Origin of the sequence: Pseudomonas sp. SHLD1, from assembly GCF_028640935.1 — a bacterium.
GTDB classification, from domain to species: Bacteria; Pseudomonadota; Gammaproteobacteria; order Pseudomonadales; family Pseudomonadaceae; genus Chryseomonas; species Chryseomonas aestiva.
This window is the reverse complement of record NZ_JAQZAD010000035.1, coordinates 331,085-343,877: the sequence shown is the minus strand read 5'-3', so window position 1 is coordinate 343,877 and position 12,793 is coordinate 331,085. Positions and strand designations below refer to the sequence as shown.

Annotated in this window: 13 protein-coding genes; all 13 read right to left on the bottom strand. The window is 62.3% G+C overall.

Annotated elements, in window-relative coordinates; translation table 11 throughout:
* Positions 1–13: 13 nt before the first annotated feature.
* Positions 14–790: an acyl-ACP--UDP-N-acetylglucosamine O-acyltransferase gene (lpxA, locus tag PVZ77_RS25170; protein ID WP_273808740.1), complete on the bottom strand. Its 777-nt coding sequence runs from the start codon at positions 788–790 to the stop codon at positions 14–16.
* Entirely contained in the window at positions 787–1,227 is a 441-nt protein-coding gene (gene fabZ / locus PVZ77_RS25165; RefSeq protein ID WP_007159483.1) for a 3-hydroxyacyl-ACP dehydratase FabZ, read from the bottom strand. The genes lpxA and fabZ overlap by 4 nt, the downstream gene beginning before the upstream one ends.
* A gap of 45 nt (positions 1,228–1,272) precedes the next feature.
* Complete coding sequence (gene lpxD, locus PVZ77_RS25160; RefSeq protein ID WP_443218069.1) at positions 1,273–2,346, bottom strand: UDP-3-O-(3-hydroxymyristoyl)glucosamine N-acyltransferase; 1,074 nt, start codon at positions 2,344–2,346, stop codon at positions 1,273–1,275.
* A complete protein-coding gene (locus PVZ77_RS25155) occupies positions 2,346–2,849 on the bottom strand; it encodes an OmpH family outer membrane protein (protein ID WP_273808738.1) in 504 nt (167 codons plus the stop codon). The genes lpxD and PVZ77_RS25155 overlap by 1 nt, the downstream gene beginning before the upstream one ends.
* A 38-nt stretch (positions 2,850–2,887) precedes the next feature.
* Complete coding sequence (gene bamA / locus PVZ77_RS25150; protein ID WP_273808737.1) at positions 2,888–5,290, bottom strand: outer membrane protein assembly factor BamA; 2,403 nt, start codon at positions 5,288–5,290, stop codon at positions 2,888–2,890.
* A gap of 73 nt (positions 5,291–5,363) precedes the next feature.
* The gene (gene rseP / locus PVZ77_RS25145; protein WP_273808736.1) at positions 5,364–6,716 is read right to left on the bottom strand and encodes a sigma E protease regulator RseP; all 1,353 of its coding nucleotides are present in this window, start codon (positions 6,714–6,716) and stop codon (positions 5,364–5,366) included.
* Between the two features lie 66 nt (positions 6,717–6,782).
* Positions 6,783–7,964, bottom strand: a complete 1,182-nt coding sequence (gene ispC / locus PVZ77_RS25140; protein WP_273808735.1) for a 1-deoxy-D-xylulose-5-phosphate reductoisomerase — start codon at positions 7,962–7,964, stop codon at positions 6,783–6,785.
* The gene (locus PVZ77_RS25135) at positions 7,961–8,776 is read right to left on the bottom strand and encodes a phosphatidate cytidylyltransferase (RefSeq protein WP_273808734.1); all 816 of its coding nucleotides are present in this window, start codon (positions 8,774–8,776) and stop codon (positions 7,961–7,963) included. Before PVZ77_RS25135 ends, ispC begins: the two co-directional genes overlap by 4 nt.
* The gene (uppS, locus tag PVZ77_RS25130; protein WP_183631063.1) at positions 8,776–9,525 is read right to left on the bottom strand and encodes a polyprenyl diphosphate synthase; all 750 of its coding nucleotides are present in this window, start codon (positions 9,523–9,525) and stop codon (positions 8,776–8,778) included. Before uppS ends, PVZ77_RS25135 begins: the two co-directional genes overlap by 1 nt.
* An 18-nt stretch (positions 9,526–9,543) precedes the next feature.
* Positions 9,544–10,101 (bottom strand): ribosome recycling factor, encoded by a 558-nt coding sequence (gene frr / locus PVZ77_RS25125; protein WP_208694440.1) that lies wholly within the window; start codon positions 10,099–10,101, stop codon positions 9,544–9,546.
* A complete protein-coding gene (pyrH, locus tag PVZ77_RS25120) occupies positions 10,098–10,841 on the bottom strand; it encodes a UMP kinase (protein WP_017639054.1) in 744 nt (247 codons plus the stop codon). Before pyrH ends, frr begins: the two co-directional genes overlap by 4 nt.
* A 192-nt stretch (positions 10,842–11,033) precedes the next feature.
* Complete coding sequence (gene tsf / locus PVZ77_RS25115; RefSeq protein ID WP_187978696.1) at positions 11,034–11,903, bottom strand: translation elongation factor Ts; 870 nt, start codon at positions 11,901–11,903, stop codon at positions 11,034–11,036.
* A gap of 131 nt (positions 11,904–12,034) precedes the next feature.
* On the bottom strand, positions 12,035–12,772 hold the full coding sequence (gene rpsB, locus PVZ77_RS25110) for a 30S ribosomal protein S2 (protein ID WP_208694438.1): 738 nt from the start codon (positions 12,770–12,772) through the stop codon (positions 12,035–12,037).
* Between the last annotated feature and the right edge of the window lie 21 nt (positions 12,773–12,793).

The window sequence follows — 12,793 nt, the reverse complement described above, 5'->3', positions numbered from 1 at the left end:
GCGCTGGGCGAACTCAGCGGGTGATGCCACGCGTCGCACTCAGGATGGAATCGCGGAACACCGCCACCTCGGGAAATTGCTGAGCCACAGGTTCCAGCTCGCGCAGGGCGTCATCGACGGTCAGCCCCTGGCGGTAGACCACCTTGTAGGCGCGGCGCAATTCCTTGATGGCTTCGGCCGAGAAGCCCCGCCGCCGCATGCCTTCGAAGTTCATGCTACGGGCTTCGGCCGGATTGCCGAACACCGTGACATAGGCCGGTACATCCTTGCCGATGGCCGTGCCCATGCCGGAAAAGCTGTGGGCGCCGATGCGGCAGAACTGATGCACCAGGGTATAGCCGGACAGGATCGCCCAGTCATCGACATGCACGTGCCCGGCAAGGGCCGTGTTGTTGACCAGGATGCAGTGATTGCCGATCACGCTGTCATGCCCGATGTGCACATAGGCCATCAGCAGATTGTGATCGCCAATGGTCGTCTCTTCCCGATCCTGCACGGTACCGCGGTGGATGGTGACCCCTTCGCGGATGGTGTTGTGATCGCCGATCCGCAGCCGGGTCGGTTCGCCCTGATACTTGAGATCAGGGGTGTCCTCGCCGATGGACGAGAACTGGAAGATACGATTGTGACGCCCGATCACGGTCGGCCCCTTGAGGATGACGTGAGGACCGACGACGGTCCCCTCGCCAAGCTCGACATCGGGCCCGATGATCGACCAGGGGCCGACCTGGACATCGGCAGCGAGCCGTGCCTGGGGGTCGACGATAGCCCTGGGGTCAATCAACGTCATAGCTTGCGTTCCGCACAGATGATTTCAGCCGAGCAGACCGGCTTGTCGTCCACACTGGCGTGGCATTCGAATTTCCAGATGCCGCGCTTGGTGCTGATGAAGCGAGCGTCGAGCATCAGTTGGTCACCCGGCGTCACCGGTTGGCGAAAACGCAGCTTATCCGATCCGACGAAGTAGTACAGGGTGCCATCGGCCGGCGATGAATTCATCATCTTGAAGCCGAGTACACCGGCGGCCTGCGCCATGGCCTCGACGATCAGCACGCCCGGCATGATCGGGTGCTGGGGAAAATGGCCGGTGAAGAACGGTTCGTTGATGCTGACGTTCTTGTAGGCACGAATGCGCTTGGCTTCGATATCCAGCTCCAGCACGCGATCCACCAACAGAAAGGGATAGCGATGCGGGAGATATTCACGGATCTCGTTGATGTCCATCATGGTCGGGGAAGGCCTGTTAAGAAAGGGGGAACATCCAATGCAGAATCAAGCATCAGAAGCAGCGTCATCCCGCGAGGTCACGGTAGCAACGATTTTTTCCAGATGTTGCAGACGGCGGGCCATGTCGTCGAGGTGACGAATCCGCGCGGCGCTCTTCTTCCACTCACCGGCCGGCTGCATGGCCGTACCGGAGGAATAGGCGCCGGGCTCGGTAATCGAGCGGGTCACCATGGTCATACCGGTGACGAACACGTGGTCGCACACCTCGATATGACCGACCATGCCCACGCCGCCGGCGATGGTGCAGTGTTTGCCGATCTTGGTACTGCCAGAGATGCCGACGCAGGCGGCCATGGCGGTGTGCTCACCGACCTGGACGTTGTGCGCGATCATGATCTGGTTGTCGAGCTTGACGCCATTGCTGATGACCGTGTTCGCCAAAGCGCCGCGGTCGATGGTGGTATTGGCACCGATCTCGACGTCGTCGCCGATCAGCACGCCACCCAGCTGGGCGATCTTCTGCCACTGGCCACGCTCGTTGGCGAAGCCGAAGCCCTCGGCGCCGATCACGGCTCCGGATTGCACGACGGCGCGCGCGCCGATGGTCACGTCGTGGTAGAGCGTGACCCGCGGTGCCAGCCAGCTATCGACGCCGATGACGCTGCGTGCACCCACCACGCAGTGAGCGCCGAGACTGACACCAGCGCCGATGCAAGCCTGCGCCTCGATCACCACATAGGGGCCGATGGCCGCGGTCGGATCGACCTCAGCATCCGCCGCGACCAGCGCGGTCGGATGGATACCAGCGGCGCTGCGCGGCTTGCGATCAAACAGGTGGGAAAGCCGCGCATAGGCCAGGTAGGGATTCGCCAGGATCAGGGCATCGCCGGCATAGCCGTCGGCGTCCTTTTCCGTCAGCAGCACGGCCCCGGCCTGGGTATCGGCCAGGTAACGGCGGTATTGCGGATTGGCGAGAAAACTCAACTGGTCGGGGCCGGCCTCGGGCAGGGTAGCCAGACCGGTGACCCGGCGCTCGGACGAACCGCGTAATTCCACGGTCAACTGGCGGCTTTCCAGCCACTGCGCCAGTTCGCCCAGCGTAAAGGTGCTATGACTCATCAACGACCCGCGTTCATGCGCTCGATGACCTGGCGCGTGATGTCGTATTGCGGCTTCACGTCAACCACGGCGCCACGCTCGAGCACCAGATCGTAATCACCCTTCTTCAGCACCTCTTCCACGGCCTTGTCCAGGCGCGGCTTGAGCAGCTTGAGCATGTCGCGATCCGAGGCGGCCTTGGCGTCGTTGAGTTCCTTGGACTGGAACTGGAAGTCACGGGCCTTCTGGCGGAAGTCGTTCTCCAGGCGGGTGCGCTCGGCCTGGGCCATCTTGTCACCACCCTTGTTGAGCTTGTCCTGGATGTCCTTGGCGGAGCCTTCCAGACCCTTGAGCTTGTTCAGCTGGGGACCGAACTTCTTCTCGGAATCCACGGCGTACTTCTTGGCGGCATCGGATTCCAGCAGGGCCATCTGGTAGTTCAGGACAGCAATCTTGGTATCGGCGAAAACCGGAGCGGCAACGAGAACGGCAGCGAACAGAGCGTAGCGAGTGTACTTGTGCACAGTTGACTCCTGCGTAAAGCGCAAAGGTGTTGCCTGGGTCAGAACGTCTGACCCAGCGAGAACTGGAAGACCTGCGGATCGGAGTTGGTCGGCTTCTTGACCGGGACGCCCAGGCTGAAGCTCAGCGGACCCAGGGCGGTGACCCAGGTCACGCCGACGCCGACGGAACTGGCCATGTTGGAGAAGCTGATGTCTCCGCAATTCTTGGTTCCATCTTGACCATCAGGCGTCTTGTAGCAATTACCCGTCGAGAACACGTTACCCACGTCCCAGAACAACACGGTACGCAGGGATTTCTGATCCTTCACGAAGGGCAGCGGGAAGAGGTACTCCACACCGCCTGTGATGAGCACATTGCCACCGAAGGCCTCAGACTTGTCGCGATCGCGGTAGCCCTGGCCTTTAGACGCGTAGTTGGTCTGACCAGTGGCCTGGTTTATCTGCGGTGGCGTAGTTCTCGGACCCAGGCTGCTGTCCTCGAAGCCCCGCACCGAGTTGAAGCCACCGGCGTAGTAGTTCTCATAGAACGGCAGGCCGTCGGTGCTGCCATAGCTGTCGCCATAGCCCAGCTCGGTGTGGAAGCGCAGCGCGGTGGTGTCGGTCAGCGGGGTGAACAGCTGGCCGCGGTAGTCGAGCTTGTAGAAGCTCAGGTCGCTGCCCGGAATGGTGATCTGGCCAGTCATGCTCTGGGAGGCACCCCGGGTCGGCAGGACGCCACGGTTCAGCGTCGAACTCGACCAGCCGATGCTGGCCTTGAAGTTAGTGAAATCCTTACCTTCGCGATCTACGAAATCGTAGATCTCGTCGGCACTGTAGGTACCGGGATTGATCTCGTCGTTCTGCACGCTCAGACCATAGGTCAGGCGCGAGGTCTCGCTGATCGGATAGCCCAGGGTGACACCGGTCCCCAGGCTGTTGATCGAATAGTAGGAGACGTCACTGTCGTACAGCTTGCTGTAGTCGGTGCTGCGATAGAAGATGTTGTAGCCCAGGCTCACGCCGTCCGGCGTGAAGTAGGGATCGGTGAAGCTGAAGTTGTAGCGGCTCTGGTATTGGGAACGGGTCAGACCGATGCTGACCTGGTTGCCGGTGCCCAGGAAGTTGTTCTGGCTGATGGAACCACCCAGGATCAGACCGGCGCTCTGGGCGAAGCCGATGCTGGCGGTGATGGAGCCCGACGGCTGCTCTTCGACGTTGTAGTTGACGTCGACCATGTCGTCGGTACCCGGTACCTGGGGCGTCTCGACCTTGACTTCCTTGAAGTAGCCCAGCCGCTCGAGGCGGGTCTTGGACTGGTCGATGAGATAGGTGGACGCCCAACCGCCTTCCATCTGACGCATCTCGCGACGCAGCACCTCGTCCTCGGTCTTGGTGTTGCCGCGGAAGTTGATGCGATTGACGTAGGCACGCTTGCCCGGATCGACCACATAGGTCAGGGACACGCTGTGGTCGTCGTCATGGGGCTCGGGCAGACCGTTGACGTTGGCGAAGGTATAGCCTTCGTTGCCCAGTCGGCGGGTGATCAGATCCGAGGTGCTGGTCATCACCTTGCGCGAGAAGACCTGGCCCGGCTGGACCAGCATCAGTTTGCGCAGCTCTTCCTCCGGCACCTTGAGGTCGCCGGACAGCTTCACTTCACGAACGGTGTACTTCTGCCCTTCGTTGACGTTGACCGTGATGTAGACGTGCTTCTTGTCGGGCGTGATGGACACCTGGGTCGAGGTGATGTCCATGTTGATGTAACCACGGTCCAGGTAATAGGAGCGCAGGCGCTCGAGGTCACCTGACAACTTTTCCCGGGAGTACTTGTCATCGTTACGGAAGAACGACAACCAGTTGCTCGGCTTGAGCTCGAACAGCGAGGTCAGGTCGTCCTCGGCGAAGACCGTGTTGCCCACCACGTTGACGTGGGAGATGGTCGCGACCTCGCCCTCGTTGATGTTGATCTTCAGCTGCACCCGGTTACGGGGCTGGGGCACCACCTCGGCATCGATGCTGGCGGAATAGCGGCCCTGGGCGACGTACTGGCGCAGCAATTCGTTGCGCACGCCTTCCAGCGTCGCACGCTGGAAGATCTCGCCTTCGGCAAGACCGGCCTGCTTGAGACCCTTCATCAGGTCGTCGCTGGAGATCGCCTTGTTGCCTTCCAGGGTGATGCTGGAAATGGAGGGACGCTCGACCAGGTTCACGACCAGGACGTTACCGTCACGACCCAGCTGGATGTCCTGGAAGAATCCGGTACGGAAGAGCGAGCGCGAGGCCTCGGCCAACTTGTTGTCGTCAACGGACTCGCCGACGTTGAGCGGCAGGGCACCGAAGACGCTGCCGGACGATACTCGTTGCAGTCCGTTGACGCGAATATCGGAGATGGTGAAGGACTCGGCGTGTACCTCGCCGATCATCAGCGCGGCTATTACCGCAGGTAGCAGCAGGCGTTTCATGAGTCCCTTTTATTCCAACTGGCAAATAAAGAATCTGCCGCACTGGGCGGCAGATTCGGCAATCAGCAGAGTGTCAGAGGCGACCGAGGTCATTGACCAAGGCCAGCAGCATCACACCCACGACGAGGCTAATACCGATCTGCATGCCCCATGTCTGTACACGCTCGGACAAGGGCCGCCCGCGAATCCACTCGACGAAGTAGAAGACCAGATGACCACCGTCGAGCACAGGGATAGGCAACAGATTCAGAACCCCCAGGCTTATGCTCAGGTACGCCAGAAAATTGAGGAAATCCCCCAGGCCTGACTGAGCTGAAGCGCCCGCCACTTTAGCAATGGTTATCGGCCCGCTCAAGTTTTTTACCGACAGCTCTCCCAAGAGCATCTTCTTCAGGGAAACCAGCGTCAGCACGCTCATCTGCCAGGTTCGGCTGATACCTTCGCCTACGGCAGCCACGGGTCCATAGCTGATTTCGCGAACCATTTCCGCTGGCCACTTGACCGGGGCCACACCTGCACCGAGGTAACCGGTCTCGCTGGAATCGATGCGCCGCGCGCCCAGCCGCAGGGTCAGATCCCGCTGCTGGCCCTCGCGCTCATAGGTCAGCCTGACCTGTTGACCAGGGTGCGCCCGCACCCAGTCCACGGCCTGCTGCCAGTCGCCGATGGGCGTATTGTTCAGAGCGATCAGGCGGTCTCCCGCCTGCAGGCCGGCCGCTTTCGCCGGGCCGGCCGGATCAAGCTCGGCGAAGACCGCCGGGATCTGCGGTCGCCAGGGTTTCAGGCCCAGGGCCTGGATCGGATCCGGATCTTCCGCACCGCGCAGCCAGGCATCGAGCTGGATGACGCTGCTCTGCTCGGCGGTGGTACCCGGCACCCGGTAACCCAGGCGCAGCGAACCACTTTCACCCAGGCGATCGACCAGCCGCAGATTGACCGCCGACCAGCTGTCTACCGCCGCATCATCGACCGCGGTCAGCTCTGCGCCGATGGGAATGCCCGCAGTGGCGGCCGGAGTATCGGGCGTGATCGCTCCCACGACCGGGCGCGGCTGTTGGGAACCAAGCATGGCCAGCAGCCAGAAGAACAGGATGGCGAGCAGGAAATTGGCGATCGGTCCGGCAGCGACGATGGCGATACGCTGGCGGACCGTCTTGCGATTGAAGGCTGCCTGCTGCTCTGCGGGCGCCACTGGCGCTTCGCGCTCGTCCAGCATCTTCACATAGCCGCCCAGCGGGATCGCGGCCACCACGAATTCGGTGCCCTGGCGATCGTGCCAGCGCAGCAGCGGCTTGCCGAAGCCTACGGAAAAACGCAGGACCTTGACGCCGCAACGGCGCGCCGTCCAGAAATGGCCATACTCGTGGATGGTCACCAGGACGCCCAGGGCGATCAGGGTTCCCATAATCGTATAAAGGATGGACATTGGCTGCCTCCGCTACCTCAGTGTGCAGATTCTGCGGACTCGCAGGCCGGGTGTCGAGGCGCGGGATCAGCGTCTCGACAGCCACTCCCGAGCCAGCTGCCGAGCGGTACTGTCGGCCGCGAAGACCGCATCGAGATCGGTGGCCGCACAGGGCTCGACAGCCTTGAGTACCGACTCGATCAGCAGCGGAATCTCGGTGAAGCCCAGTCGGCCTTCGAGAAAGGCGTCGACGGCGACCTCGTTGGCCGCATTGAGCGTCGCCGGCATGCAACCACCCGCCTGGGCCGCTTCTCGCGCCAGGCGCAGACAGGGAAAGCGCTCTTCGTCGGGCTGCTCGAAATCGAGTCGGCCGATCTCGAACAGATCCAGCACCGCAACACCGGAGTCGATCCGTTCGGGCCAGGCCAGGGCATGGGCGATCGGGGTGCGCATGTCGGGATTGCCCAGCTGGGCCAGCACCGAACCATCCACGTAGTCCACCAGCGAATGGATCACGCTCTGGGGATGGATGACCACCTCGACCTGTTCCGGCGTCGCCTCGAACAGCCAGCAGGCCTCGATCAGCTCCAGCCCCTTGTTCATCAGGGTGGCGGAATCCACCGAAATCTTGCGCCCCATGGACCACTTGGGATGGGCACAGGCCTGGTCCGGTGTCACGCCAGCCAGCTGCTCGGCCGGCGTCTCGCGGAACGGACCACCCGAGGCGGTGAGCAGGATGCGCCTGACACCCTTGCGCGCCAGCCCAGGCGTCGCCGGATCGGCCAGGCACTGGAAGATGGCATTGTGCTCGCTGTCGATGGGCAGCAGGGTCGCGCCACTGGCCTGCACCGCCTCGATGAAGAGCGCGCCGCTCATGACCAGGGCTTCCTTGTTGGCCAGCAGCACGCGCTTGCCGGCCTTGACCGCAGCCAGCGTCGGCTTCAGACCCGCCGCGCCGACGATCGCCGCCATGACGGTATCGACCTCCGGGTGAGCCGCGATGGCCTCCAGGCCACCCTCCCCTACCAGGATCTCGGGGCGCCGCTCGACATCCTGCAGCAGGCCGGCCAACTGCTCGACGGAGGCCTGGTCCGGGACGGCTGCATAGACCGGCTGGAAACGCCGGCAAAGGTCAGCCAGCTCCTGCAGCCGACGATGTCCGCTGAGGGCGAAGATACGATAGCGATCAGGATGCCGGGCCACGACATCCAGGGTGCTGGCACCGATGGAGCCAGTCGCACCCAGCACGCAAAGCTGCTGGAGGCTCACTGAACACCCCAGCCAGCCCACCAGAGCAGCAGAGCAGACAGCGGAACGGCAGCGGTGAGGCTATCGATGCGATCCAGCACGCCACCATGCCCGGGCAGCAGCTGACTGCTGTCCTTGAGTCCGGCCTGGCGTTTGAACATGCTCTCGGTGAGATCGCCGACCACGGAGATCAGCACCACGCAGGCGGCGCCGATGAGCGCCTGCAAGAGGTCACCCAGGCCCCAGCCTCGGACCAGGCCGAGCACCAGGGTCGCCACCAGTGCGGCGGCCAGTCCTCCGTAGAGGCCTTCCCAACTCTTGCCCGGACTCACGGCCGGCGCCAGCTTGCGCTTGCCGAAGGCGCGCCCGGAAAAGTAGGCGAAGATGTCGGCCAGCCACACCAGCATCATCACTTCGAGAATCAGCAGATTGCCACCCGGTGCCCCCTTGAGCAGCATCAGCCCCTGCCAGGCCGGAACCAGCACCACCAGACCGATCAGCAGGCGCCGCCAGGAAGCCTGCCAGGCACGAGCGCTATCGGGATAGGTAAGCACCAGCACGGTCGCATAGAGCCACCAGGCCAGACTGATGAACAGCAGACCATGGGCACCACCGGGCAACCACCAACAGAGCAACAGCGCCAGCGCGACCACGGCGGCATAGGCGCAACGCAGCGGCTGGGTTTCCAGACCCGCCAAGCGCGCCCACTCCCATGCGCCCAGGACCACGACCGCGCCAATGAACAAGGCGAAGGTCGCCCCTTCCAGCCAGAAAAATCCGGCCAGGGCGATGGGCAGGAGCACCATCGCCGTGATAACTCGCTGCTTCAACATTAGGCGCGTAGCTCCGCTTCCACCTGTTCGCAGGTCCGGCCGAACCGCCGCTGGCGGGTGGCGAAGTCGGCCAGCGCGGCATGCATGGCCTCGTGCTTGAAGTCCGGCCAGAACAGGTCGGAGAAATACAACTCGGCATAGGCGATCTGCCAGAGCAGGAAGTTGCTCACCCGCCGCTCGCCGCCGGTGCGGATGCACAGGTCGGGCAGTGGCAGGTCGGCCGTCGCCAGACGGCCTTGCAACAGCTCGGGGGTGATCTCACCCGGCTGCAGCGTGCCCTGCTGAACCTGCAGGGCCAGCTGCTGGGCGGCCTGGGTGATGTCCCACTGCCCCCCGTAGTTCGCCGCGATCTGCAGCACGAACCGGGTGTGATGGGCAGTGAGTGCCTCGACTTCCGCCATGGCCGCCTGCAGTTCCGGATGGAACAGCGAGCGATCGCCGATGATGCGCAGCCGGATGCCGTTCTGATGCAGCTTCTTGGCCTCCCGCCGCAGGGCGGAAAGGAAGAGCTCCATCAGGGCGCCGACCTCGTCGGCCGGACGCCGCCAGTTCTCGCTGGAGAAGGCGAACAGCGTCAGCACCTCGACGCCCGCATCGCCGCACACCTCGATGACCGCGCGTACGGCGTCCACTCCGGCCTTGTGACCGGCGACGCCCGGCAGCAGCCGACGGCGCGCCCAGCGATTGTTCCCATCCATGATGATCGCCACGTGACGCGGCACCACCTTGCCTGGCTTGCTCATGCCCATGTTACATCCCAACCGTTGTCAAACAGCCATCAAGTCGGCTTCCTTGGCCTCCAGAGCCTTGTCCACCTCGGCGACGAATTTATCAGTCAGCTTCTGGACTTCATCCTGAGCGCGACGATCCTCGTCTTCACTGATTTCCTTTTCCTTGAGCAGATCCTTGAGCTGAGCCAGGGCATCGCGGCGGATGTTGCGCACGGAAACGCGCGCCTGCTCGGCCTCGGAACGCGCCTGCTTGGTGAAGCCCTTGCGGGTCTCTTCGGTCAGCGCCGGCATCGGCACGCGAATGGTGGTACCGGCAGTGGCCGGATTGAGGCCCAGGTCGGAAGTCATGATGGCCTTCTCGACTGCCTGGATCATGCCCTTGTCGAACACGCTCAGGGCCAGGGTCCGCGAATCCTCGACGGTGACGTTGGCCACCTGACGCAGCGGAGTGTCGCTGCCGTAGTAGGACACCATGACGCTATCCAGGATGCTTGGATGAGCGCGTCCGGTACGGATCTTGGCAAAGGCGTGGCCCAGGGCTTCCAGGGTCTTGGTCATGCGCGTCTGCGCATCCTTCTTGATCTCGTTGATCATGCTGCTCCCTCCTCGATCAGGGTGCCCTCACCTCCGCCCACCACGATATTGAGCAGGGCGCCGGGCTTGTTCATGTTGAAAACCCGCAAGGGCATGTTGTGATCACGGCAGAGACAGATGGCCGTGAGATCCATGACACCCAGCTTGCGGTCGAGCACCTCGTCGTAGGTCAGACGCTCGAATTTTTCGGCGTTGGGATCCTTGAAGGGATCTGCCGTGTATACACCATCCACCTTGGTGGCCTTGAGCACCAGATCGGCTTCGACCTCGATGGCCCGCAGGCAGGCGGCGGAATCGGTGGTAAAGAACGGATTGCCGGTACCGGCGGAGAAGATGACGACTTCGCCGTCCTTCAACTGACGCAGGGCCTTGCGACGATCGTATTGATCGGTTACCCCAACCATGGAAATGGCGGACATCACCGTGGCGGGAATATTGGAGCGCTCCAAGGCATCGCGCATGGCCAGGGCGTTCATCACGGTAGCCAGCATGCCCATGTGGTCGCCGGTCACCCGGTCCATACCCACGGCGGACAGCGCTGCACCGCGGAACAGGTTGCCACCGCCAATCACCAGACCGACCTGGACACCGATGCCCACCAGTTGGCCGATCTCCAGCGACATGCGATCCAGCACCTTCGGATCGATCCCGAAGTCTTCACTTCCCATCAGGGCTTCGCCACTGAGCTTCAGCAGAATACGCTTGTAACGGGGTTGGCGACCACTCATCTGCTGTGCCATTCACTCTCTCCTGTGGCGATGAACATGTGCGGGGGATTTTGATCCTGCGATAGGAAAGCGCAACCGCAGTTGCGTTCACTCCAATCGGCAAAAAACTCCTTGGAAGACCAGAAATCAGACCTGCCTTCCAATTTGACAAAGAGGCCGCGCGCTCGAAGCGGGCGGCCTCCTGGTCAACGGCGGATGCCGGTCTTACTGCTTGCTGGCAGCCAGCTGGGCAGCGACTTCGGCAGCGAAGTCGACCTCAGCCTTCTCGATGCCTTCGCCTACTTCGTAACGCACGAAGGAAACGATTTCGGCGCCGGCCTTCTTGGCCAGCTCACCGACCTTGACTTCCGGATCCTTGATGAAGGGCTGCTCAACCAGGCTGGCTTCGGCCAGGAACTTGTTGATACGACCCTTGACCATGTTCTCCACGATGTTTTCCGGCTTGCCGGCGATCTTGTCGGCATTCAGCGCCAGGAAAATTTCCTTTTCCTTGGCGACAGCTTCTTCGGAAACCTGGGAGGGATTCAGGAACTGGGGATTGCTCGCCGCGACGTGCATGGCGATTTCCTTGGCCAGTTCGGCGGTGCCACCCTGCAGGGTAACGACCACACCGATGCGGTGACCGTGGAGGTAGGCGCCAACGACATCGCCTTCGACACGGGTCAGGCGACGGATGTTGACGTTCTCGCCGCACTTGGCGACCAGCGCTTCACGGGCGCTTTCCTGAGCGGCGATCAGCGGAGCGGCATCGCTCATCTTCTCGGCGAAGGCCTTGTCCAGGCTGGCGGCGACGAAGCCCTTGAAGTCATCCTGCAGAGCCAGGAAATCGGTCTGGGAATTGACTTCGATGATGACGGCAGCCTTGTGGTCGTCAGCGACCTTGACCGCGATGGAACCTTCGGCAGCCACGTTACCGGCTTTCTTGGCAGCCTTGATGGCGCCAGCGGCACGCATGTCGTCGATGGCTTTCTCGATGTCGCCACCGGCAGCGGTCAGGGCCTTCTTGCAATCCATCATGCCTTGGCCGGTGCGCTCGCGCAGTTCTTTGACCAGGGCTGCAGTGATTTCTGCCATGTTTGAAATCCTCTTGAATCGGTTTCGAGGTCACTCCGCACGCAGGCGGAGCCAATGAAACGCCAGTAGGCAAAAAGGGGGCTAGGCCCCCTTCTCGCACGTCGAACCGCTCGACCCTAGGGTCGAAATGCTCAGCCCTCGACGGCTTCGGCAGCGGGTTCTTCGACGAATTGCTCGTTGGCACCGCCGTTGCTGCCGCCACGGATCACGGCATCGGCAACGCTGCTCAGGTACAGAGTAACGGCGCGGAAGGCGTCATCGTTGCCAGGGATGATGTAGTCAACACCTTCCGGGCTGCTGTTGGTATCGACGACGCCGATGACCGGGATGCCCAGCTTGTTGGCTTCGGTGATGGCGATGCGCTCGTGGTCAACGTCGACCACGAACAGGGCATCCGGCAGACCGCCCATGTCCTTGATACCACCCAGGCTGCGCTCGAGCTTTTCGAGATCGCGGGTACGCATCAGGGCTTCTTTCTTGGTCAGCTTGTCGAAAGTACCGTCCTGGGACTGGATTTCCAGATCACGCAGACGCTTGATCGAGGCACGGATGGTCTTGTAGTTGGTCAGCATGCCGCCCAACCAGCGATGATCAACGAAGGGCTGACCGCAACGCGCGGCTTCTTCGCGAACGATCTTGCCGGCAGCACGCTTGGTGCCGACGAACAGGATCTTGTTCTTGCCGGACGCCAGGCGCTCAACGAAGGTCAGGGCCTCGTTGAACATCGGCAGGGTCTTTTCGAGGTTGATGATGTGGATCTTGTTACGCGCGCCGAAGATGTACTTGCCCATCTTCGGGTTCCAGTAACGGGTTTGGTGGCCGAAATGCACGCCGGCTTTCAGCATGTCACGCATGGAGACTTGAGACATTTAGATGTTCCTCGTAGTCGG